Below are 26,555 nucleotides of genomic sequence, written 5' to 3'. Positions count from 1 at the left end.
CAAAGAAATCAAGAGATTTTTATATAGTTTTCTCTATATGAATTATATTCAGTAACAACCAAATCCATAAATATAGAGACTATGTTAAATCATATATGATTCATTAATAGCGAGTCTCACAAACGGCGATAATATTTATTATTTTTCTTATTATCATTAATTTTTCTAAGTTTTATCTAAGATCTTATTGACAGACATACATAAAATCATGTTTATATTCTTATGAGTATTAAATTATATTTTTTTATTCAGTGCATGTTAAATTAACCAAGAAGTTATTCAGATTCGATTAACAAGATATTTATTAGATTAGATGTACATGGATCTGATAAAAAATATAATATGTTATTTAAAATAATATCTGTATGCATATGAATTGATTTAATAGATTAAATCTATTATAATTAATATTTAAAAGTATTTATCTTGTTAATTTTAACAGATTTATACATATATATTATATTCACTAGGGATAAAAATGATTCTCATTCATACAATAGAAAGCCCTATGAAAAACAGTGACCAAGAGACAATAACAAACGATAAAGATCATAATGGAATTATAAATTCAACTGGTTTATTACATAAACCAGAGTGGATTAGAATTAAATTCTATTCTGATACTAGTAAAATTAAACGAATCAAATCAATTATACGAAAACAGAATCTTTATTCTGTTTGTGAAGAAGCTGCCTGTCCTAATTTATCAGAGTGTTTTCATCATGGTACAGCTACTTTTATGATTCTTGGTTCTATATGTACTCGTCGTTGTCCATTTTGCAATGTTGGAAAAGGTCGACCTTCTGTTATTGACTGCAATGAACCAAATAACTTAGCTCAAACTATTCACAAACTTAGTTTACGGTATGTAGTAATAACCTCAGTTGATCGTGATGACCTACATGATGGAGGAGCACAGCATTTTTCTAATTGTATTCGTGCTATTCGTGACAAAAATCCATCTATTAAAATTGAAATTTTAGTACCTGATTTTCGAGGGTCTGCAGAAAAGGCACTCAATATATTGACAGCAACTCCACCAGATATTTTTAACCATAACATCGAAAACGTTCCACGGATGTATCATACAGTACGACCTGGGGCAAATTATAATTCCTCGTTAAAATTACTCGAAAATTTTAAGAAAGCAAACCCGGATGTTCCCACTAAATCCGGTTTAATACTTGGGCTAGGTGAAACTAATACTGAGCTGTTTGAAGTTATGAGCCATCTTCGTCAACATGGTGTTACCATGTTGACGATTGGACAATACTTGCAACCAAGTCATCGTCATTTATCTGTTCAGCGTTATGTAAGTCCAGATGAATTTAAAAAAATAAAAAATATAGCTATAAAAATGGGATTTACTCACGCAGCTTGTGGACCATTTGTTCGTTCTTCATACCATGCGGATATGCAGGAACAAGGATTAGAAGTTAAATAAAACAATCTTAAAATATAAGAATTATATGATATTTCTATCTTTTTGTAAGATTAGAACCTAAAGGTAATAATCGTAAAGGTTAGTTTATATAAATAAGGTTTTAATGATTTTTAGAAAAATTAATTGGTTGTTAATAACTGAGAATATATTTAATTTTAGTAGAGATAGAGAAAGAGGAGTGCAATCTATTATTATTTACTATCTATTTCATTTATTTATTAGAATTATTAACTTCATCTAATAATATATTAGATATACAGAAATACATTATTATTGATTATGAAATAGAGAAAAATTCTGATCATATAGACATGAATCTATCTAGTATCTAATATTTTGACTTATAGGATTAATTGTTATCATATTAAATAAATTAGGATTCATTGGACTGCGTATTGTTATAGTTGTTGCTATGATTGATGTTCTATCTGAAATTAAAGAAAATGTATTGTATATTAAAAGTAATAAGCCATAAGGATATATGTATTATAAGTTTATTAAAAGGATTAGACTATTCTTTAGCAATTTATTCACTAGAGTATTGAATAAGAATTAGATTAAAATTAGTAATTTACTTAAACTGAATAAGATTTCGTAAAAATAACAATCAATATTGTTTTACACATGTTATTCTGAAAATAATCTATTTATAATCATTTTATTTTCTAAAACAGTTTAGATTCATTACTAATATACATTTAGTAGCATATTACAAATAGAAAGTAAGTATTGTCAAAAATAAATTTCTAACATTAAATGTTGTATAGAATAAACTAAAGAATAAGTTTCTTATAGTTAATAGAGGCCATATTATAGAGTTCAATCTTTACTAAAACAGAGATTATAAATATGCTCTAAAATAGAGTATAATTATCATTATTATTCATAAAGCAATGAGTCTACGAGACATGGTTAATAGGAATATTTTGATATTATCTTAAGTTTTACTTACATCTAATGAAAACCAATTCAATGCGTCAAAATCTATGCTTGAAAATTACTATTTTAAGTAAAATTATTCATTTATGATGATTTCATCTAACTATAGATTCAGAAAAATATAAAATAGGATTTTATTGGTAACATTAATTTTTATTAAACTATTGTTTAATTAAATTATTATAAATAATGATTCAAGAAATATTTAATATAATAAACAATATCTTAATTGACAATATCATGAATGTTGTTTTGAGTAGAATTCAGATATCTTATCCAAGATGATGATAGCTAATCTTGATATAGGAAGTTGTTTTATCTAATGAAAAACGAAATATTAGTTTGATACTAGATGGTTTATCCTTAAAATGATAAATAGATCAACTTAATTAGATTATATCTTTATATCATATTTATTCATAAATATATTTATCCTAATATTATAATAATGCAATTAGAAATATAATTGCAAGATTTGATATCTATCTAAAAGAAGATAGATCTGTATACTGATTTCAAAAATATCCTCCTGACCATAAAAACTAGTTGACGCATAGATACTAGATGAGCATAATATATCATATAAATATGATAGATAGTAGTTTGTTAAAATAGAATTACTGAAATTATGAAAATTGATATTAAATATTTAATCTAATATTTCAATGCGGGAGTGGCGAAATAGGTAAACGCACCAGATTTAGGTTCTGGCACTTTAAGTTCTACGAGTTCGAGTCTCGTCTCCCGCACCATAAAATTTAGATGATGTAATAAAGTAAGAATGGGGTATCGCCAAGTGGCAAGGCACCGGTTTTTGATACCGGCATTCCCTGGTTCGAATCCAGGTACCCCAGTCATATCCATAAGCGTTACTTTAATAAATATAAAAATCCTTTTGGCTACTTAGCTCAGATGGTTAGAGCACAGCACTCATAATGCTGGGGTCACAGGTTCAATTCCTGTAGTAGCTACCAAGTTCATTGGGGTGTCGCCAAGTGGTAAGGCTCTGGTTTCTGATACCAGTATTCCGGGGTTCGAGTCCCTGCACCCCAGCCAACAGAATAAAATGAAATTTGTGATTATATAGTTAAATTTTTAAAACATATCCATATTAATAGGTTCTTTATTGCTTATAAAATACTTCTATAAGGTACATAATATTTTGTATATTGTATTTCTCTGAATTTTGTCGTGAAAGATTTTAATAAAATTCTGTTTATTAATTATGAGTTCATATTTCTTTATTTCCTCAAAAAACTGTTAGATACATCTCATTGCACCCTTTAGATTCCTTTTTAACTAATATTACCTATTTAATTTTTATATTCAAATCTATGTTTCTTATTATATCTTTCTTTTACAGTATAAAATGGGTCTATTTTATTTTTATAAAGAAAGTTACATCATGTTATGTGTGAATAACTGACTATGATGTTATAAAAGTAAAATCATCTCATTCTCTTAATAAATTAGAGATATACCCTATGGATATATATCAATTTATCCTTTTCTATTACGTAGAAAAGATTTCAATTTGTTACTATAAAATATATGATTAACAATCTATGATTACTATAAATGATTCAGGTGCTATTTTATTTATTAAAATAATAAAGTGTATTTGAAACAATATTCAGATCTATAAAAACATATTAGTCTTAATAAGTATTTTTATAAAATTATCTAGTAATCTAGATTTAGATGTTTATAAATATTGTCAGATTATATCAATATAGTTGGAATCTCCATTAAATAAATATCTAGTAAATTGATAAGATCATCTTTGTAATAGTAGGGACTGGAAATACTGGTTTTAGATAACATAAAAAGAATAGATATATATTTTAGAATCAATGCATTTATTTATATAATGATCTATATAAGATGAAACAGTAATTTACAGTATAATAGAAAATTATGAGAGAGTTATTTAATTAATGTGATGATAAGAATGTATTTAAATACTACATCATATAATATTATTGACTATTTCGACAGAGATTTTTCTTTAAATATTGTATTAATAAAATTACTATATACTTATGAGTATAGTAATCACACTTCAGACCTCTATAACAAAAATAGTAATTTTGGATTATATCAATAAGAACATAGGAGGTGATAGAAAATTTTCTTTTTATTTCAGAGGGTGATAGTTATCTAAATTACGTATTATTTAATATGATATTACATATCTAATAAGCTATAAATCATTATTATGTTATTAGATAATTCAATCTCGATTAGAGATAGTATCCATATAGCGTAGTAGTCATGCTACAAAAAAATTTTTACAACTAATTTAAAATATTCTAATGAATAAATAGAATGATCTTAAATATCGTTATAGATCATGTTAGATAATAAAACAGCAATTCTACTATACCTTATAATATCTTACTCATAACAGTTTTTAAAGAGAACTTTAAAGCAGTCATTATTGTTTTAATAGAAAATATGGATCTATGATTAGCATCAATATGAATATTGATAGAACTTATACTCTTATCAAAGATAAGAGTACCTTATGACCTCTATCATTATTAATATAAATTTTATCTTAATTTATTTTAGTTATCAGATGTGATAAGGATTATACAATGATCGATTGAATTAATATTAGGTATAGTTTATAACTAATATTATTATAAAATAAGATAAAGAATATTTTATTTCTATGAGAAAGAAAAACTACATACATAAGACAAAGTCAAATTCTACTATAGAAAAGATAGATTGAATAAGTTTTTGACGTAATCAATCTATACTGAAATCAACTAATCTTGAGTGTTTTTATGTTGTATTAATACAATGAGGCAAGAAGTTACTAGAGAAAATAATTAATATGTGAATATATTACAATTTTTATATGAAAATACAGAGATTACATAAAACAATACTATAGACAAAATATAGCAAATGAATGACTAAAATATTAATAAGGTCTCTAAGTTACATATCATCTTTTGAGATAGTTTGATAGATGTCTTGATAAATGATTCTATTACGAGATATAAGTAGATAAGATTGAATCTAATTATTCTATCTGATATTAATATTGATAAAATACAAAGATTTACTTATCAGAGAAATTAAATATTATAATAAATTGTACTATATTATTTTCGTTATTAAATATGCTAGCACTCCATCACTACTGCTTCTGATCGTTAGATATCTTAACCATTAGATTAATAAATCTTTATATATCCATCCTAATATCTCATTATATATTTTATGAAGACTTTTCTAAAAGAAAAGTCTAATAATATATATCCAAATATGAAATTATAGATATACAGATCCTGACTCTAAAAAATATTAAAAACAACCTTCAAATAAATATATATGAATTATACCTAAAACTAGTGCTTATTTTCTTACCTATATTTTAGAATTAATGAATGATATGGCAATGTAAACTACAAATCTTATTTTTCGATGATTACTTAAATAATAATTAAGTATTATTCTTTATTCCTCATGACTCAGTGAGTAATTGTAATTAGATTAGCTAAAAACACAAATGAAATAAATACACCATATTAATTAATTCTAAGAAATAATGAAACTATCTAATAGTAGTAGAATTTTTAATAAAAATTGCAAAGTGAATATACGAATATTTATTTTTTTAAGTCTCCTTCGAGGATAAATAAAAAAATTGATTTTAATGAATAGCTGTATTATCTATATACAGAATAGAAAATAGATTTTTTAAAGCTCTTGTAAACCAAGTTTTTTCTCTAAATAATGAATATTAGTACTACCTATTTGGAAATTTTTATCTGACATAATATTCATTTGTAATGTAATATTAGTTTGAATTCCATCAATAATCAACTCAGTTAAAGCATTTTTCATGCGTGAAATAGCTACATCACGATTTTCTCCAAAAGTAATTAATTTTCCGATCATTGAATCATAGTATAGAGGAACATTATAACCAGAATAAACATGTGATTCCCATCGTACTCCAAAACCACCAGGTGCATGAAATCGGGTAATTTTACCAGGACTTGGCATACAGGTGAGTGGGTTTTCAGCATTAATGCGACACTCTACTGCATGACCACGAATAATGACCTCGTCTTCTTTAATTGATAATGGATAACCGGCAGCAATGCATAATTGTTCTTTAATTAAATCAATACCAGTGATCATTTCAGTAACTGGATGCTCAACCTGAATACGAGTGTTCATTTCAATAAAATAAAACTGGCCGTTTTCATAAAGGAATTCAAAAGTACCTGCACCACGATAACCAATATCAATACAGGCTTTTGAACAACGATCTCCAATATAGCGTCGCATTTGTTCAGTAATACCTGGAGCAGGAGCTTCTTCTACTATTTTTTGGTGACGACGTTGCATTGAACAATCTCGTTCTGCTAAATAAATAGCATTACCATAATCATCTGCTAATACCTGAATTTCAATATGACGTGGATTTTCTAAGTATTTTTCCATATATACTGTTTCATTATTGAAGGCTGCCTTGGCTTCTGTTTTAGTTATATTGATTAGCTGTTCTAGGTCTTTATTGGTCCGAACCACACGCATTCCACGTCCACCTCCACCGCCAGAAGCTTTAATCATCACAGGATAGCCAATACGTTCAGCAAAAGCTCTGTTCTCATTCATATTTTCAGTTAATGGTCCATCAGATCCTGGTATTGTAGGGATGCCTGCTTTCTTCATTATTGTAATTGCTGACACCTTATCACCCATCAGTCGAATGGTATCAGCCTTAGGCCCAATAAATATAAATCCTGAACGCTCCATTTGTTCAGCAAAATCCGCATTTTCAGACAAAAAACCATATCCAGGATGAATAGCTACTGCACCAGTAATTTCTGCTGCGGAAATAAGTGCTGGAATATTTAAGTAACTTTTTACTGGTTGAGGTGGACCGATACATACAGTTTCATCTGCTAGAAGAACATGTTTTAAATCCCGATCGACTGTAGAATGTACTGCAACTGTTTTAATGCCTAATTCCTTGCAAGCACGTAAAATACGTAGTGCAATTTCACCACGATTAGCAATGATAATTTTATCCAGCATGGTTGCCCCTCACTATTCGATGATGAACAGTGGTTCATCAAATTCAACAGGCTGACCACTTTCAACTAGAATTACTTTTACGATACCGGCTTTTTCAGATTCAATCTGATTCATCATTTTCATTGCTTCAACAATGCATAAAGTATCGCCAATACTTACTGATTGACCTACTTCTACAAATGGTTTTTCATCAGAACTTGGAGTTCGGTATACAGTCCCCACCATGGGAGATCGGACAATATAGCCACTCATTGTAGAAACAGTAGATGCCTCTAGCATTGCCGTAGATGGAGTAGTTGTTGATGTAGCAAGACTGGACTTCTTAGTTCCCGATTCTTCATTTATCTGTTGTAGAATAGAATCATGGGTATGACGAATTGCACGGCTAATACGAACTGATTCTTCACCATCAAAAATCTCCAGTTCAGCAATACCGGATTCTTCAACTAATTTAATTAATTTCTTAAGTTTACGAATATCCATGAGGTAGTTCCATGCTCAGTTTATTCAGATTTAAACAGATATATGCCTATAATTGGTTATAGAATACAAGTGTTCATGGATCTTAATTCTTTCTTGTAATCTTGTAAGCATAAGTTTTATATAGAAAAAGAGAATATTGTTAACTAAAAAATAGAATTTGTAGTATATTATTACCCTTGTACACCCAAAAATTGTGTTTAGTAATACTATTTATCTCACTTATTCCTTGATGAATATGATTCATATGATAATAAGATAATTATTTATGAAAATTAATCTTACGATATTAGGTGAAAATTAACTTAAACTATAATTATTTATACAGTTCAGTTATATAGAATATTGTTTTGTTACCTCTTTTGAAGATGTATTATATTTTTATCTCTTAATGGATTCATTTATGATAGTTTAGAAACATTCTTCAGAAACATATTAAAAGTATTCTTATATTTTTTATAATTGTCTATGATTTATTTTAAGAACAATACAACATACATGGACGAACATAGTTTGTCACTCTTTCAAGATGAATTTATAATCAAGGTTAAGAAAAAGGTAAATCTTTTCTCTGATACCTATATCAATTATCATAATATTCTGTTGAGCTATTTAACTAGATCTAGGCTTATATAAATCCATAAGATTCATTGATTCTAAAAGACTAGAAGAATTAAAAATTCCATTTAAACACATTTCATTGATCAATTAATATTGATAGATGAATAAACCGGTTATATATTCGAAATATAAATAATACATATATTTTCATAATTATTTATTTTTACTACAATCACAGGCTACAGTGTTAATAACATTCATCTTTACCGTTATAGAACATAATATCTCTAATATTAGAGATAAGAATAAGATTCTAGATAGAGAAATGTTATCAGTTTCATGATGAAAAAATATATTTTTAAACAAAAAATCATGATGAAAATTAAATAACTATTAAGTTATTAAAATATGTATTTATATAAAAATGATTCATTTTATTTCTTTTTTAGATAGAAGATCAGACTTACCTCTAATATAAAAAATAAATAGTAAGATAGAGTGCAGTATTGATCCATAACTAAAACTAGGTGATTAAGTATGTAAAATATTTTAATTAATTCATACAATGATTTTCATCTCTTGTACTATTTAGCCCATTATTTAGAATATACTAAATATACATCAAGAATTGGATCGTTATAGTATAATCCATAACTATATATTGATAATATAGTTATTCAAACTGAATAAAACATAATACACGATCAAATGAGTTTACTTTGAATCATAGGCAATCGTTAAAATTCTAATAGAAATTGAGGTAGAAATTACTTTTTTCATACTTAACATTTCGAGAGACTTAAAATAAAAATGAATCAGTTTTTTTGATAATAAATTTAAGCTATTAATCTTAGATCATTCAAAGTTGTGAATTTATTTATTGGTTTTATTACAGATAAATAATCTATGACATATACTTATAGTTTTTTTTCATTGAAAAGCAAAAAATGATATATAAAACTTCTACATTATTTATATAGGTTATTAATAAACTTGATTCAATTTTGATACATAGTTCTTTTATTTTTATGAGGAATAATAAAATAATCGATGAGCAAAAAATTAGCAGCCTATATATTTTCATTATTTCTAAGTGGTGGAGTAGAAGCGACTACTTTACTAAATAGTTCATATGATGTTTCACGCGAGTTATTTATAGCTTTGAATACCCCTTTTGAGAAGCAATGGGAAAAGACGCATCCTGGTGATACACTAATTATTAAGCAATCTCATGCAGGTTCCTCAAAACAAGCTTTATCTATTTTGCAAGGACTTAAAGCAGATGTCGTGACTTATAATCAAGTTACTGACGTACAGATATTGCATGATAAAGGTCAGTTAATCGCATCTAATTGGAAACAGCGCTTGCCTGATGATAGCTCACCATTCTATTCTACAATGGCATTTTTAGTGCGAAAAGGAAACCCTAAACATATTGAAAATTGGAGTGATTTAGCACGTAGTGATGTAAAATTAATTTTTTCTAATCCTAAAACATCTGGTAACGGACGTTATACTTGGCTAGCTGCTTGGAGTGCAGCGGATCTAATTAATGGACACAATTACTCCAAAATCGAAAAATTTATGACACAGTTACTAAAAAATGTTGAAGTCTTTGATACTGGTGGTCGTGGTGCAACAACAACATTTATTAATAGCGAGATGGGAGACGTGCTAATTAGTTTTGAATCTGAAGTAAATACTATTCGAGACCGTTATCCAGAAAAAGGATATCAGGTGATTCTTCCGTCTGTTAATATTATAGCTCGTTTTCCAGTAACTTGGATTGATAAAAATATAAGACAAAATCATACCGAGAAAGCGGCAAGATCCTATTTAGAATATTTGTATACACCATCTGCTCAAAAAATTATTACTAGTTTTTACTATCGAGTTAATAATCCACAGTTAATGGAAAAAAACAAAAATCGGTTTCCGGAGACCCGCTTTCTGAACATAGAAGAGGTCTTTGGTAGTTGGGATCAAGTGATAAAAACACACTTTGCAAGTGGTGGTGAGCTGGATAAGCTTTTAGCAATGAGGCATCAGTAATTATGTGGGAATTACCAAGCAAACGAGTGCTGCCTGGGTTTGGCATTAGCCTTGGTTGTAGTCTTTTTTTCACCTGTCTAATATTGTTGCTTCCCATTAGTGCCTTATTGATGCAACTTTCAAACATGACTTTAGAAGAATACTGGAATGTAGTGTCCAATCCTCAAGTTTTGACTGCATATAAGGTAACATTAATCTCTGCCGGACTTGCATCTATCTTTAACGCTTTATTTGGAATGTTAATGGCTTGGATTCTCACACGTTATAACTTTCCTGGTCGTAATTTCTTAGATGCTCTTATAGATTTACCATTTGCTCTTCCTACGGCTGTTGCAGGACTTACTTTGACTGAATTATTTTCTATTCATGGTTGGTATGGATATTTACTGTCATATCTTGGGATTAAAGTTTCTTATACTTGGTTGGGTATTTCTGTAGCCATGGCATTCACTAGTCTTCCTTTTGTGGTGCGCACTGTACAACCGGTCTTGGAAGAATTAGGACCAGAATATGAAGAAGCTGCTGAAACGCTTGGTTCTTCTCCAAAGAAAAGTTTTTACCGCGTAGTTCTACCAGAAGTCGGGCCAGCACTTCTGGTAGGAACCGTACTTTCGTTTACCCGTAGTTTAGGGGAATTTGGAGCAGTTATTTTTATAGCGGGTAACATTGCATGGAAAACTGAAGTTACATCTTTGATGATTTTTGTAAGACTACAAGAATATGACTACCCAGCATCTAGTGCTATCGCCTCAGTAATTTTAGTAACTTCACTACTCCTTTTAGCTGCGACAAATATCTTGCAGAACCGCTTTGGAAAACGGATTGGAGGAGATTAATGTCAGAAATTATAAGGACCATAGAAACTAAGGGTTCTTCTGTTTGTCAGGGTTGGAAATGGATCCTGATAGGAACGGGAATGGTTGTTTCTCTATTCTTATTAGCAGTACCGTTAATAGCAATTTTTTTCACTGCCTTCTCTGAAGGATTATATGAAACATTAAGAAATTTGCACGATGCTAATATGCTGCATGCTATTAATTTAACATTGCTAATTGCCGCTATTTCCATACCAGTCAACGTAATATTTGGGACTTTATTGTCTTGGTTAGTCACCCGTTTTTCCTTTCCTGGTCGTCAACTAATATTAACGTTATTTGATATTCCATTTTCTGTTTCACCAGTAGTCGCAGGTTTAATGTATTTACTCTTTTGGGGTATAAATGGCCCAGTGGGAGGATGGCTGGATATTCATAATATTCATCTTATGTTTTCATGGCAAGGCATGGCTCTTGTGACTATTTTTATTACTTGTCCATTCATAGTTCGCGAGTTAGTACCAGTTATGCTCAGTCAGGGTAAGCATGAAGATGAAGCAGCAATACTATTAGGAGCAGATGGTTGGCAGATGTTCTATCATGTAACTTTACCAAACATTAGATGGGCATTGTTATATGGTGTAGTACTAACTACAGCACGAGCTATTGGTGAATTTGGTGCTGTTTCGGTAGTTTCTGGATCAATCCGTGGTGAAACCTATACAATACCATTGCAAGTTGAATTACTATATCAGGATTATAATACTGTTGGGGCATTTAGTGCTGCTGCGCTATTAACTCTAATAGCAATATTAACACTATTATTGAAAAGTTTGTTGCAGTGGAGATTAAAAAATAGATGATCAAATGTGACGGGGAAAAAAATGAGTATCAATATCAGTAATATAAGTAAATTTTTTGGTTGCACACAAGTTCTTAATAATATATCTTTAGATATCTCTTCTGGAGAGCTTGTAGCGTTACTAGGTCCTTCTGGATCTGGAAAAACTACATTGTTACGTATTATTGCTGGACTGGAGAGTCAGAATACAGGTTCTTTAAGTTTTCATGGTCAAGATGTCAGTCAAGTTCACGCTCGTGATCGCCAAGTGGGTTTTGTTTTCCAAAATTATGCGTTATTTCGTCATATGACAGTATTTGATAATATAGCTTTTGGATTAACTGTTCAACCAAAAAGACAACGCCCCTCAGTTAGTTGCATTCGGAAAAAAGTTACAGAACTTTTAGATATGGTGCAATTAGGTCACTTAACACATCGTTTTCCATCTCAGCTTTCAGGTGGACAAAAACAAAGAGTTGCGTTAGCACGTGCACTTGCGGTAGAACCGCAAATTCTATTACTAGATGAACCTTTTGGAGCCTTGGATGCTCAAGTTCGTAAGGAATTACGTCGCTGGTTACGCCAGCTTCACGAAGAAATAAAATTCACTAGTGTATTTGTTACCCATGACCAGGAAGAGGCTATGGAAGTCGCCGATCTTATAGTGGTAATGAGTCAAGGTAATATTGAACAAGTCGGGACACCTGATCAGGTATGGAATAATCCTGAAACTCGCTTTGTTCTAGAATTTTTAGGCGAAGTTAACTGTATTCATGGAAAGATAGATGGCTCTCAGTTACAGGTAGATTCATATTATTGGCCCCTTATTAATGCAACAACTTATCAGGGTGAAGTTGAGCTCTTCTTACGCCCATGGGAAATAGATATTAGTCATTATAAAAGTCTAAAAACCCCTCTACCAACTCGAATATTAGAAATGAGCCCACGGGGACATTACTGGCAGTTAGTATTAGATCCCACAATATGGAGAACTGAACCATTAAGCGTAGTTATGGAAGGTTTAGAGTCTTTACCTAAACGTGGTGACTGCATGTTTGTTGGTTTACAGAATGCACGATTATATCATGGAAACCAAGCTTTATAAATAACCAAATTATTTTCTTATGTATAATAAATATCGATATGTATCAAATTATATGATTCTATAAATATAGGTGATTACTAGATTGACCTAATAGATTAGAATTAGTACTTCTTTTTCTCTAAAGAAGATTTACTATGTTGAATATATACTGTTTTATTAAGTTTCTAGATTAGAAGTTCTTTCTTTGAATTATAGATAAGCTAGCATCTCATTAGATTCGTAAGATTTTAATAAATAGATTACAGATAATACTCTTTATATTGAATATTGGATTAAGAGACATCGTCGAGATAAATCATCTTATTAACATTATTCAAAATTTAAATTATTAGAATATATTACATATGATTGTTTTATTCATAAAAATAAGCATATAAGATATATAAAATGATCCAGAGATCTTTATTCATATAATTGTTATGAATAATTGGAACTAATTAGATTTATATAGAATAATTTTAATTATATATTGCTAATATAAATATCTGATAGGATTAGAATCAACTAGTGACAATGAGTAAATAATAGATATAGAGATCTTAATTTTAATCGGTAAAATAAGATTTATTATTTTCTGTCTTTTTAATTTATATTCATTATATGATAAACATCAATATTAATTAGATAAACTTTATGTAACTTGTTTTTGAAAAAATTAGAGTATCAATAGAAAATAAAATTAGAGTTGAAACTATATGGCTTATTAAATAGAAACTGGATAGAGTAAGGTATAAAATTAGTAGTCAATATAGATCTTTCATTAAAATTTTGATAAAAATAAGTTCCTTAGAAGTAATAAAAATATACATGTAACTTACTTGAACTTTATATAGATATAACAGAATAAAATCTAGATTAATGAAGATTATTTCTTTTTTATAGATAAAAAATTCTAATTCTTTCTCTATAAAAAGGTTAGAATATTTTTAGGAACTTTAAATTAATAGAATGTTATTCTATTATAATAGATAGATAAAATAGAAAAATTTTCTAGTATGATTATCGTAATATATGTTTAATATACTTTTAAAAACTACATATATATAGAACATTAAATTCATACTTATAAAAGTTTGTAACGTAGAACGGAAATCTATTTATTTTTTAACTATCCTTGAGTTAGATTAATTATAATGAATTTTTATGGTCTTTAATCTAGTTATATAAAAAAACTAAATTATTAATCTTATATACTTGATGAAAAATCATTATACTAATTACTTTATTATTTTTTATTTGTGTCTTACTACACAATATTTAGCATTATATATTCTATTGATCTCTAATGGTTAACAAGAATATAACTTTCTTTGTATTTATATGAATGTCTATTCATTATTAGAAGCTATTATTCAACTTCTTATTTTAATATAAAATAGTGGTATAGAATATTATATATAATTACATTAGATTAGGTAACAATCTCTACCTATTGAATCTTGTTTCACAACATAAGTATGAATAACTATATCTCTATCATAGAACTCTAATCCCTATAATCTAAAGGAATATTATTATGCGTACTGAATATTGTGGATCTCTTAATTGTTCATATATAGGAAACAAGGTTACATTATGTGGTTGGGTACATAGTTATCGGAATCTTGGTCGTCTAATTTTTATTGATATGCGTGATTCTCATGGATTAGTGCAAGTATGCTTTGAATTAACTATTCCAGATACTTTTCTTGTAGCTACTAAATTACGTAATGAATTCTGTATTCAGATCAGTGGTCTTGTTCGCGCTCGTAATGAAAAAAATAAAAATAGCAGGATCAGTACCGGTGATATTGAAGTGCTTGCTACTTTCTTGACTATTCTTAACGAATCAGAGGCTTTGCCGTTAAATATTAACGAAGAAAATAGCGAAGCAATACGTTTGAAGTATCGCTATCTCGACTTACGCCGGCCTGATATGGCAAATCGATTAAAAATACGGGCTAAAGTCACTAGTTTTATTCGAAAATTCATGGAAGATTCAGGTTTTATTGATATTGAAACACCAATATTAACTCAATTTACACCAGAAGGAGCTCGTAATTATTTGGTTCCCAGTCGTATTCATTCTGGTAAATTTTATGCCCTACCTCAATCACCACAGTTATTTAAACAAATACTAATGATCTCGGGATTTGATCGTTATTATCAAATTGTCAAATGTTTTCGTGATGAGGATCTTCGTATTGATCGTCAACCTGAATTTACCCAGGTTGACGTAGAAGCCTCATTTATGAATTCCAAACAAATTCGAAGTATAATGGAGCAGTTAGTCCGTTCGTTATGGATTGACATTAAAGCAGTTGATTTAGGTGAGTTCCCGATTATGACTTTTACTGAAGCCTACCAACGATATGGTTCTGATAAACCAGATTTACGCAATCCAATGGAACTAGTAGATATTTCTGATTTACTTAAAACAGTTGAACACCAAATGCTCTCTAGACCTGCGAACGATAAAAAAAGTCGTATAGCAGCCCTGCGTGTTCCAGGCGGATCAAGAATTAGTCGAAAACAAATTAATTCCTATTCCCAATCGCTTCCTATTCACGGCAGAACTGATCTTACTTGGATTAAGTTAACCAAAGATAGCAATAACGATCTAAAAATTATTGGTCCGCTGGTTCCGTTTCTTTCCTCTGAGATTCTTAAAGAAATAATCCAGCGTACAAAAGGAATTTATGGAGATATTATTTTCGTATCTGCAAATACTAAAGAACAAGTTTCTCATATCTTAGGTGCACTACGTCTAAAATTGGGGACTGAGCTAAAGATTACTAATGATACTGTTTGGGCACCTCTGTGGGTAGTTGATTTTCCAATGTTTGAAAGTGATGGGAATGGAGGATTAAGAGCTATGCATCATCCATTTACCGCACCTAAAGATCTATCTCCAGATGAGTTAGAACGAGCTCCGGAAATAGCAATTGCTGATTCATATGATATGATAATCAATGGCTATGAAATATGTGGTGGTTCTGTTCGTATTGATAATTGGAAGATGCAGAAAACAGTATTTGATATACTTGGTATTTCTGTAATAGAGCAGCGACAAAAATTTGGATTCTTTCTGGATGCCTTAAAATTTGGCGCACCTCCACATGCCGGATTGGCTTTTGGACTGGATCGCTTAGTTATGTTATTGACTAATTCAGATAATATACGCGATGTTATAGCATTCCCTAAAACAACTGCAGCATCTTGTTTGATGACTGAAGCTCCGAAAGCGCTCGATATAACGACATTAAGTGAATTGGGATTTGATGGATTATATAAATTACATGATTAAATGTACTAAAAAGTTGAGACAGCTATTTAGCGTATTGCATATTAATACTGATTATATTAATTGAATAGAAGTTCTTTTTATATTTTTATCATGTTTATCAGAACTCTATTTAAAAATACTAAACAGTATGACTTTTTACAAATTAAATGCAATATTGATCGGAATGAAGAATAAATTCTATTATAGAAAACTAAATTTTCATGAGTTTAATTTTTAATGATGTTTATCATAAACTAGTTATGATCTATTACAGGATAGGTAATGTAAACAGAGACCTCATAAAATTGAGATTTTGAAGTATTTTTAATATAAAAATAAAACGCTGTTCTTTTAATTAAAGAAAGATTACTAGAATGAATGTTTCATTTTAATTCTTATGCTAGATAAAATCAATTTAAAATCAGTTTATAGAATAAAAATTATAAAATATGATTTATTATATCATATATAATGACTTATATGATTAGATTTTAATGTTTTGTCTGATTTAAATATAGTCATATAAAAATAAGTAGAATCAATAAGACATTCTTGCTAGATTATAAATTGATAAAAGTATAAAACGATAAAGATTAGATATTCAGTTAAATTGTTTTAACAACAGTCAACGCGTCTATATTTATCAAGCGATTTCTATATATTCATGATTTAGGCGACATTAGATAATAAAAACTATAATTTAGTAAATTGCGTAATAACTCTATTGTAATCGCCTTATATCTATAATACCTCTTCCTTAAGAAGAGGTATGGTTTGCAAAAACAACTTTAATCTGACCTCTTCATAGAGGTGTATAAAATACGTAATTAATTTTTCTAAAGTCATCTTATATAGAATATAAGGTCAAGACTATACACTTGTAATAGTAGATCATACTGAACATAAGTTGCAACATCTTTTCTTGCTATAGAATTTACATATATATATTTTATTTTTTATAATAATCTAGAAGAACTCGGTTGTTCATTGTTCTATCTTCTAAATATAGAATCATAGATTTTTATTATAAGAATTGATAGCGAGATTACTCATTATTTACGTCTCCACTGAGTCCCTTTAATATCATCTTCTAGAAGAATACCTAATTGATTTAGAGAATTTCTAGCGGTATCAGCTCTATCCCAATCTTTTATTTGACGCGCATGACTTCTCATCTGAATAAGTTCTTCAATCTGTAAAAGCAGATCATTATTAAATACAATGTCACTATGTTTTAAAAAGTTTTCAGGTTTTTCTTGTAATAAACCTATGATGCTACCTAATATACGTAGGCGTGTAGCTAAACTATTGGCTTTTATTGGATTTTTTATTTTATTATAATTAATTTCTCTAGCTAGATTAAATAAAACTGCATAGGCCCCAGGAGTATTAAAATCATCCTTCATTAACTGGTGAAATTTTGTCTCAAAAACTAAATCTTCTTTCAAAAATACGTTAGTATCTGTATTACGTAATGCAATATACAGACGCTCTAGAGAAGTGCGTGCTTGATCAAGATTCACTTCATTATAGTGCAACTCACTTCGATAATGTGAAGACATAAGGAAATAGCGTACAGTCTCTGCATTGTAACGCTTTAATATATCACGTATCGTAAGAGAATTACGTAATGATTTGGACATTTTATCACTATTAATAATCATAACGCCAGAGTGCATCCAGTAGTTAACATAAGAAGTATTATATGCACAGGTAGACTGTGCCAGTTCATTTTCGTGATGTGGAAATATGAGGTCTGATCCACCACCATGAATATCAAAATGATCTCCTAAATAGGTGTGATTCATTGCGGAACATTCCACATGCCATCCTGGACGCCCTTGTCCCCACGGAGATGGCCAGCTTGGTTCATTATCTTTAGAACTTTTCCACAACACAAAATCCATTGGATTGTGTTTTATTTTATCGATTAATTTAACTCGTATACCAGCTTGCAGATTCATAGGATTTTGTCGTGATAATAGACCATATTTCGGATCTTTTTGGATAGAAAACATCACGTCGCCATTTTTTGCAAGATAAGCGTATTTTAATATCATCAGTTTATGAACGAGTTCAATAATCTCTTTAATATGATGTGTTACACGTGGTTCATGAGTAGGTGGTAAAATATTTAATATAGAAAAATCCTGATTCATCCTGTTAATCAGATTCTGTGTTAGAGATTTAATATCCATTCCATCTTGAAAGGAGCGTTGAATAATTTTGTCATCAATATCAGTGATATTACGTACATAGTTCAGATCATACCCAATATAACGCAAATAACGTGCTATCATATCAAAAGCTACGAAGGTTCTGGCATGTCCAAGATGACATTCATCATCAACAGTCATACCACATACATACATACTCACTTGACCATTATGTATGGGTTTAAATATCTCTTTTTTACGAGTTAAGGTATTAAAAATCTTTAACATAGAAAGGCCCCATCTTTAACTTATTTTTTATGGAGATGATTAATTTTTATGGAAATAAGTTAAAGAGTATTATTGTAAATAAAAGATGAAAAGGTCACTATTCCTTTTGTCTAAACTATTTATAAAGGTAGTTTGATAATTTAAATCTTATCTTTAAAAATATTTACTTGAATAAATTAAATTATATACTTATCTTTTGATAAGTATGTGCTCTTTTAGTCTAGGAGCATACTTATTCTTCTAACAATGAACTTAAAAAATCTAATTAGTAGACTTAAATGGTATTTTATGAAAATTGTCCTACAAATTACTGATAACATTTATAGACTACTAGATTGTATAGATTACAACATACATTGTATAATAGATCTATTTTATGATATACAATACTTAAATTATTTAAAAATTTCGTTCTCATCTGATTAAAAAATCAGATTAATTAATAGAAATACTAAATTATTAAGAATAATAAATATCTTATAAGAAATTAGATAATAATAGATACTAATATTTCTTAGCTTTATTTCATCTGAACACTCCTTAAAAAGAAAATCCAAACTTAATTTTTAAATGTTAACCATTCAGAGTTTTTAAACAAATTTTATTATAAAAACTAGTAGATAAAGGATGTTTCTTTGAATAATATGTCATACATTGCAGAATACGGTTCTTAAAGAAACATCATAAATAACATGTTAAATGACCCAGTAACTTTTCACTAATAATGTCAAACACTTTATTTATTGCAGATCTTCACTTATGTAATGAAAAACCAGAAATTACTGCTGGATTCTTAAATTTTTTGTATTATGAAGCCAAACATGCTGATGCATTATATATTTTAGGTGATCTATTTGAAGTATGGATTGGTGATGATGACCCTAATCCGCTTCACGCTCAAATTTCTCATGCACTACGTCAATTAACCATTCCATGTAATTTTATTCATGGCAATCGTGATTTATTATTAGGCAAATATTTTGCAAACAGTGCTGGGGTTAATTTAATACCGGAAGAGAAAGTACTAGAACTGTATGGACAGCGTATATTAATTATGCATGGTGATACATTGTGTACTAGAGATATTTTCTATCTTTACTATCGAAAAATCATGAAACAACGCTGGATTCAGAATTTATTTCTTTCTTTACCAATGTGCACTCGTCAAAGTATCGCATTAAAAATACGAACTATTAGTACAAAAACAAATGCTCATAAGGATCTAGAAATCTTAGATGTTAATCCACAGAGGGTAATAGACCTCATGTCTAATTACGATACTCGAGTTTTGATTCACGGCCATACACATCAACCTGCAGTACACGAATTTACTATCAATGGTTCATCTTTCCAGCGTCTTGTTCTTGGAGATTGGGGCAAGAACGGTTCAGTCATTACGGTAAGTACAAATGAGATTCAATTAATTTCTTTCCCTTTATAAAATAATTGATATTCATGTTACACAATAACGTACTAATACCATAATATATGCTTTATTTATAGATATTATAATTAACTTATTTCATAAATCATTTTGTCTCTTCGTTCAGACTAAATAGATTCTCGATGCTTACAGTGATACACTATAGTAATTAGGAGTTAGAATTATATGCGTATACTGTCTACACCCCCTGTCACTCGTATTGCAATTATTATGGGTTCTAAAAATGACTGGTCTACTATGAAGTATGCTGCTGAAATACTAATGCGATTTGATATTCTATTTCACTGCGAAGTAATATCTGCGCACCGCACACCAGATAAATTGGTTATATTTTCTGAGCAAGCCTCAGAAAAAGGTTATCAAGTTATTATTGCAGGAGCAGGTGGAGCTGCACATCTTCCTGGAATGATAGCTTCTCAAACATTAATACCAGTATTAGGTGTACCAATAGAAAATACCGTTCTTAACGGTATGGATAGTCTACTCTCTATATTACAAATGCCATACGGGGTTCCAGTCGGAACGTTGGCAATTGGTAAAGCTGGTGCTGCTAATGCAGCACTACTTGCAGTGCAAATTCTTGCACTTTGCAATACTAGTCTAACCCTTAGCTTGTCGTCTTGGAGAGAAGATGAAAAAAATAGAATACTTAATAATTCAGATCCGCGAAAAGAAACATGAAAAAATTATATGTATTAGGAACAGGTCAACTTGGTCGTATGTTACGTCAGGCTGGGGAGCCATTAGGAATTGCTATTTATCTATTAAGTGCTGATAGTAAAATAGAGATAACAATAGAAAATCGCAGCCTCATTACTGCAGAAATTGAACATTGGCCAGACACACAATTCACTAAAAAACTAGCTGTCAATGATTCTTTTATTAATAGGGATGTATTTCCTATAGTATCAGATCGTCTATTTCAAAAACAGTTTCTTGATCGACTAAATCTCGTAACTGTACCTTGGAAACCTCTATTATCCTCATCTCAATGGGATGAGATTTTTTCTCTGCTTGGAACATTGGTAGTCGTAAAACAACGTACTGGTGGATATGATGGAAAGAGTCAGTGGCGTCTATGCTCTCATTCCCTATCTCTTCTTCCAAATAAATTCTACGATAATGCTATTGTAGAAAAAACTATTAATTTTATCGACGAGATATCTTTAATTGGTGCTCGTGGATATAATGGTAAAATAATTTTTTATCCGCTGACATATAATTTTCATCAAGATGGAATCTTACGAGCAAGCGTAGTCTTAAGAGATGTAAATTCTTTACAGAAAGAATTGGAAGATATGTTGGCATGTATTATGAATCAGTTAAATTATATTGGCATCATGACAATGGAATGCTTTGTAACAAAAAAAGGTATATTCATTAATGAGTTAGCGCCACGTGTACATAACAGTGGACATTGGACTCAGAATGGTGCTTCTATAAATCAATTTGAAATGCATTTGCGAGCTATCCTTGATTTTCCAATGCCTCCTCCAATAATATATATGCCGGCTGTGATGCTTAATTTAATCGGAATTAATATTAATATAGATTGGTTAAATGATCCTATAATACATTTACACTGGTACAATAAAGAGGTTTATAGTCACCGTAAAGTTGGTCATCTAAATGTAGTCAGTGATGATCCAATGAAAATAAGTATAGCATTGAGTCGTCTAGAGAGTATCCTTCCACCAACTTATGCTAAAAGCATAAGTTGGCTACAAAAAAAACTTAGTAGAGATAAGAACTAGATTTTAAAAATAGTAAAATTATAAATTATAATATAGAAATTAATAAAATAATTTAATAGATTCTTTTATTTTAAAAATAAAGTGTTCTTTTCTAATCTAGAAAAGAACAGTACTACTTGATCCTGTTCTGAATGATAGTCAAGATTTTTTTATAAATCTCTATTAGACCAAATGATAATCCATTATAGTCTATAATAATATTATTATATATGTTGTTAAATCAAGATTAAAGTCCTATCTAATACTTTAAACTCTCTTTTTTACTTATTGCTCACCAAATTTTTTAGCTATTTAGTTGATATTTTAGTTAAAAATAACATAATGTAATCCAAATGAATTTAACAAATTTTATTAATAAATTTTATTTTATAAATATTTAATTATTAACTAAATTATTGTTATCTCCAAGATATAAAGTATCTATCAAGATATTAATATAAAAATTAGGATAATTCATTCCATAATAGACCTGAATGAAAAGTGTATTTCATTTTAAATGTAATGTTCTGATTCAGAATACTAACTAGCTTTATGATAAAAATATTCTTCTTAGTATTCATGACAAGAAATTAACTTATAATTTACTATCATTTTAATTAGTTAAAGGATCAATTATCAATAATTAGTAATATAGCGTTATATTATAGGTTATATAAATAATAAATTTTACTAACAAAAGTAGACTGACTGGATATAATAAATCTGTTTTTGTTTTTTTTGGATTTAATTAGGAGATCTCTCTTTTATAATAACATGTTTTATTTAAATGTTTTCACTATAATAATTATCAAACTTTTATTATTATAATCATAAAAGTTTCTGTTATATAAAGAAATAATTTCTTCTATAGTAGACAAGATTAGTCCAGAAGAATTAGTTATCAATCAAATCAAATTTTTAATTTTATAGAATGTATTTTAAGATACTATGAGATAGTAAAAAAAATACAGATATCATAGATCAATTCTAAATCTGATAAATTTTATCTAATTAAATACCTGATGATATGGAAACATGTGGTATTTAGTATAGTTCTTATAAATGTAGGTAACAGATATTTTTCCTATTTTCTAGTGTAGATTAATTCTTGTATCCATATATACTAGATACAATGAGTATATAATCATTATGATTATAAATTTTAATTAAACATCAAGTAATAAAAATATATTTGCATACACCTAGATAAATAATAAAAATTGTTAAACATTATATCTTTAAGTCTGAAATATACATATTAATAATATGATTATAATATGTATGTTAGTATATGTATAATGTGAATGAATAATCTGAATCGTTATTTCTATCTATTAGATAATAGAAATAATCATAGTAATCCTCTACACAAATTTATCAGAACCATGAACTAAATGAATATCGGAGTTTTTAATAATGGATCATATAGCACCTTCTATTTATTTAACTGACGCTGCTGCAAATCGAGTAAAAAAACTGATCTCTGATGAGGAGAACCCTAATCTGAATCTTCGTGTTTATATTATCGGTGGTGGGTGTGGTGGATTTCAGTATGGATTTAACTTGGATGATCAAATTCATGATGGAGATATTACAGTTAAGAATACAGGTGTTGTTTTAGTAATTGATTCTATTAGTTTACAATATCTTTCTGGTGGTTTAGTAGATTACATTGAAGATCTAGAAGGATCTCGTTTTATTTTTAAAAATCCTAATGCTAAGACCACTTGTGGATGTGGATCGTCTTTTAGCATTTGATGAAAAATATTAATAATGATTACTAAATAAGAATCATAAAAATAGTTTACGGCTAGATTAATATTAAGACTTAGATATATAAATGAATGTTCAAACCTTTCATTAAGATTATGAAAGCATAATAACAAGTTTCTCCTGGAGAAATAATGGGGTCTAAAATAGATAGATTGATATTTATATCATCAATTGCTTTCATCATAAAGCAAGAATTTTGAATTACTATATCATCTTCCGTACATAGATCTAATTATATATAATTTTAATGTATGTTCATATATTAATAACGTATATAGGTAATTTTTAACTAAATAAATTCTAAGTTATTTTATATATTAAAAATAAAATTCATTTTATATATTTTATATATTTTAATTTCTTTACTATATGATTCATATTCTCTAATGAGAAGGACGCTATTTTGTAAAAACTGTCCTTATTTATTATATTTGTCTTATTTATCATAGATTCTTAGTATAAAAAATGAAAAAATTTATTAAATAACTAACAATAGACTACTTCTATTAATACTTCTTTAACTAGTTAAATCTTCTTCATCAGATTACTTAGGATAAAATCCAATACGATCAGAATATAGTCTAAGAAAAAAATACTGAAGATAATCTAGGATACTATTATGATAGAGTCTCTCTGAGAGCGAGATTCTTGATCTTAATAGAGCAAGATGAAAATTGAATTCTCATATACTATTATAAAATAATATACGATTAATATCTAATTAGATATATATTCAAATCTTATCTTATCCTTATAATCAATGATTCCTATTTCTAATATAACAAGGTTGGACATCTATCTATATAAAGATGCAATATTACGATAACAACTAATCAAAATTCTATACCATCGTCTATAAATTTAAAAAATATGGAATCTGTAAATAATTGATAATATATAACACAACTATCTAACTAATAGATTTGTTAGAACAGGAATAAAATTAGTACTATGAATAATATTCTTATCTTCTAAGATATGTTTTTATAATACTGACGAAGATTTTTTAAAATAATATTTCTATATATAGAGTCAGACCATGTCACGCTCACCAATCGATTTCAAAGGAAGTAATTTTACGTTTTTAGTACTTTATCTATATGATACTGACCACCAAATCATACGTACAGCAATTGAAAAGAAAATAGATAATGCACCTACTTTTTTAAAAACTGCACCAATTGTTGTGAATATCTCTATGTTAAGTAGCAAAGTAAACTGGCACTATATACAACAATCGATCCTAGAAACAGGATTATGTATTGTTGGTGTCAGTGGATGCAGGGATGAAAAATTAAAGAAGATTATCATTGATTCAGGTCTTCCCATACTTAATGAAAGTGTAATTAATAGTTCTAATAGAAACGTATATCTCTCTCAGAGTCCTCCTGATCAAGTAAAGGAGAAATGTAAAACAAGACTGATTTTCTCTCCAGTTCGCTCTGGTCAAAAAATTTATGCTAAACATACTGATTTAGTTGTCATAAATAGTGTGAGCGAAGGAGCAGAATTGATTGCTGACGGTAATATTCACGTCTATGGTAGTATGCGAGGACGTGCATTGGCAGGAGCGCATGGAGATGAAAATTGTCAAATTTTTTGTACTCACTTGTTAGCAGAACTACTATCTATTGCTGGACAATATTGGATGATCGAACAGATACCTCCTCATTGCTTTGGCAAAGCATCGCGCTTGTATATTGAAAAAGGTATCTTAACTCTACAAAAATTGACTTGATTAATGCCCAAAACCCTTTCTTGATTAAGGAAAGATTATATATGTCACGCATAATCGTTGTTACATCTGGTAAAGGAGGTGTAGGTAAAACTACCTCCAGCGCTTCTATAGCTACTGGTCTAGCTCAAAATGGCAAAAAAATTGTTGTAATTGATTTTGATATTGGACTACGTAATTTAGATTTAGTTATGGGTTGTGAACGTCGTGTTGTCTATGATTTTATCAATGTTATACATGGTGATATCTCTTTGAATCAAGCACTGATTAAAGATAAACACACTAAGAATTTGTTTATTTTACCTGCTTCACAAACTCGTGACAAAGATGTATTAAACCGTAATGGCGTCCAAAAAGTCTTAGATGATCTACATCAAATGGAATTTGAATTCATTATTTGCGATTCACCAGCTGGAATTGAAACAGGAGCGTTGATAGCTCTGTACTTTGCTGATGAAGCTATTGTTACAACTAATCCAGAAATTTCCTCTGTACGCGATTCTGACCGGATACTTGGTATTCTGTCCTCTAAATCTCAGCGTGCAGAGATCTCTACAACACCTGTCAAAGAACATCTACTTTTGACTCGTTATAATCCAGGTCGAGTTAATCGTGGTGATATGTTAAGCATGCAAGACGTCTTAGATATATTACGTATTCCAATTGTTGGAGTTATTCCTGAAGATCAATCTGTTTTACGTGCATCTAATCAGGGTAAACCGGTGATTTTAGATTCTGAATCTAGTGCAGGAAAAGCTTACGTTGATACTGTAGATCGACTACTTGGAAAAGACATTCCATTTCGTTTTATTAAAGAAGAAAAGAAAAGTTTTTTAGCACGTCTATTTAAAGGATAA

General features: G+C 29.1%; 15 protein-coding genes and 4 tRNA genes. 16 read left to right on the top strand and 3 right to left on the bottom strand.

What is annotated here, in order from left to right; all coding sequences use genetic code 11:
- Positions 1 to 478: 478 nt before the first annotated feature.
- The 5 genes from lipA to ERCIPICE3303_RS01675 all read left to right on the top strand — a co-directional run bounded on the left by lipA (position 479) and on the right by ERCIPICE3303_RS01675 (position 3,439).
- Positions 479 to 1,444 (top strand): lipoyl synthase, encoded by a 966-nt coding sequence (gene lipA, locus ERCIPICE3303_RS01695; RefSeq protein WP_157991008.1) that lies wholly within the window; start codon positions 479 to 481, stop codon positions 1,442 to 1,444.
- Positions 1,445 to 3,050: 1,606 nt separating this feature from the next.
- Positions 3,051 to 3,135, top strand: a tRNA-Leu gene (locus ERCIPICE3303_RS01690).
- Positions 3,136 to 3,165: 30 nt separating this feature from the next.
- Positions 3,166 to 3,237 (top strand) — tRNA-Gln (locus ERCIPICE3303_RS01685).
- A 43-nt stretch (positions 3,238 to 3,280) separates the two neighbouring features.
- A tRNA-Met gene (locus tag ERCIPICE3303_RS01680) sits at positions 3,281 to 3,357 on the top strand.
- A gap of 7 nt (positions 3,358 to 3,364) precedes the next feature.
- Positions 3,365 to 3,439 (top strand) — tRNA-Gln (locus tag ERCIPICE3303_RS01675).
- Between the two features lie 2,661 nt (positions 3,440 to 6,100).
- On the opposite strand, the gene accC is transcribed toward ERCIPICE3303_RS01675, so the two are convergent.
- Positions 6,101 to 7,450, bottom strand: coding sequence for an acetyl-CoA carboxylase biotin carboxylase subunit (gene accC, locus ERCIPICE3303_RS01670; RefSeq protein WP_157991007.1), 1,350 nt, complete (start codon positions 7,448 to 7,450; stop codon positions 6,101 to 6,103).
- Between the two features lie 12 nt (positions 7,451 to 7,462).
- Positions 7,463 to 7,933: an acetyl-CoA carboxylase biotin carboxyl carrier protein gene (gene accB, locus ERCIPICE3303_RS01665; protein ID WP_157991006.1), complete on the bottom strand. Its 471-nt coding sequence runs from the start codon at positions 7,931 to 7,933 to the stop codon at positions 7,463 to 7,465.
- 1,608 nt (positions 7,934 to 9,541) lie between these two features.
- Between accB and cysP the strand changes: the two genes are divergently transcribed.
- From cysP to aspS, 5 genes are all read left to right on the top strand, one after another.
- Positions 9,542 to 10,543, top strand: coding sequence for a thiosulfate ABC transporter substrate-binding protein CysP (cysP, locus tag ERCIPICE3303_RS01660; protein WP_157991005.1), 1,002 nt, complete (start codon positions 9,542 to 9,544; stop codon positions 10,541 to 10,543).
- Between the two features lie 2 nt (positions 10,544 to 10,545).
- Complete coding sequence (cysT, locus tag ERCIPICE3303_RS01655; RefSeq protein WP_157991004.1) at positions 10,546 to 11,379, top strand: sulfate/thiosulfate ABC transporter permease CysT; 834 nt, start codon at positions 10,546 to 10,548, stop codon at positions 11,377 to 11,379.
- Positions 11,379 to 12,221 (top strand): sulfate/thiosulfate ABC transporter permease CysW, encoded by an 843-nt coding sequence (cysW, locus tag ERCIPICE3303_RS01650; protein ID WP_157991003.1) that lies wholly within the window; start codon positions 11,379 to 11,381, stop codon positions 12,219 to 12,221. Before cysT ends, cysW begins: the two co-directional genes overlap by 1 nt.
- A gap of 21 nt (positions 12,222 to 12,242) precedes the next feature.
- Positions 12,243 to 13,304 (top strand): sulfate/thiosulfate ABC transporter ATP-binding protein CysA, encoded by a 1,062-nt coding sequence (cysA, locus tag ERCIPICE3303_RS01645; protein ID WP_157991002.1) that lies wholly within the window; start codon positions 12,243 to 12,245, stop codon positions 13,302 to 13,304.
- Between the two features lie 1,516 nt (positions 13,305 to 14,820).
- Entirely contained in the window at positions 14,821 to 16,590 is a 1,770-nt protein-coding gene (gene aspS / locus ERCIPICE3303_RS01640) for an aspartate--tRNA ligase (RefSeq protein WP_157991001.1), read from the top strand.
- Positions 16,591 to 17,621: 1,031 nt separating this feature from the next.
- On the opposite strand, the gene cysS is transcribed toward aspS, so the two are convergent.
- Positions 17,622 to 19,013, bottom strand: a complete 1,392-nt coding sequence (cysS, locus tag ERCIPICE3303_RS01635; RefSeq protein WP_157991000.1) for a cysteine--tRNA ligase — start codon at positions 19,011 to 19,013, stop codon at positions 17,622 to 17,624.
- A 724-nt stretch (positions 19,014 to 19,737) separates the two neighbouring features.
- Between cysS and ERCIPICE3303_RS01630 the strand changes: the two genes are divergently transcribed.
- The 6 genes from ERCIPICE3303_RS01630 (at position 19,738) to minD (ending at position 26,555) form a co-directional block, all read left to right on the top strand.
- Complete coding sequence (locus ERCIPICE3303_RS01630; protein ID WP_157990999.1) at positions 19,738 to 20,454, top strand: UDP-2,3-diacylglucosamine diphosphatase; 717 nt, start codon at positions 19,738 to 19,740, stop codon at positions 20,452 to 20,454.
- A 168-nt stretch (positions 20,455 to 20,622) separates the two neighbouring features.
- Positions 20,623 to 21,138: a 5-(carboxyamino)imidazole ribonucleotide mutase gene (purE, locus tag ERCIPICE3303_RS01625; protein ID WP_157990998.1), complete on the top strand. Its 516-nt coding sequence runs from the start codon at positions 20,623 to 20,625 to the stop codon at positions 21,136 to 21,138.
- Positions 21,135 to 22,211 carry a 5-(carboxyamino)imidazole ribonucleotide synthase gene (purK, locus tag ERCIPICE3303_RS01620; RefSeq protein ID WP_157990997.1) on the top strand — a complete coding sequence of 359 codons (1,077 nt, stop codon included), beginning with the start codon at positions 21,135 to 21,137 and terminating at the stop codon, positions 22,209 to 22,211. The genes purE and purK overlap by 4 nt, the downstream gene beginning before the upstream one ends.
- A 1,395-nt stretch (positions 22,212 to 23,606) precedes the next feature.
- A complete protein-coding gene (gene erpA / locus ERCIPICE3303_RS01615; protein ID WP_157990996.1) occupies positions 23,607 to 23,948 on the top strand; it encodes an iron-sulfur cluster insertion protein ErpA in 342 nt (113 codons plus the stop codon).
- Positions 23,949 to 25,002: 1,054 nt separating this feature from the next.
- Positions 25,003 to 25,701: a septum site-determining protein MinC gene (minC, locus tag ERCIPICE3303_RS01610; protein WP_157990995.1), complete on the top strand. Its 699-nt coding sequence runs from the start codon at positions 25,003 to 25,005 to the stop codon at positions 25,699 to 25,701.
- 41 nt (positions 25,702 to 25,742) lie between these two features.
- Complete coding sequence (gene minD, locus ERCIPICE3303_RS01605) at positions 25,743 to 26,555, top strand: septum site-determining protein MinD (RefSeq protein ID WP_157990994.1); 813 nt, start codon at positions 25,743 to 25,745, stop codon at positions 26,553 to 26,555.

Origin of the sequence: Candidatus Erwinia haradaeae (genome assembly GCF_900699015.1) — a bacterium.
Taxonomy (GTDB): domain Bacteria; phylum Pseudomonadota; class Gammaproteobacteria; order Enterobacterales; family Enterobacteriaceae; genus Erwinia_E; species Erwinia_E haradaeae_E.
The sequence above is the reverse complement of the archived record's forward strand: the minus strand, read 5'-3'. Positions and strand labels throughout refer to the sequence as shown.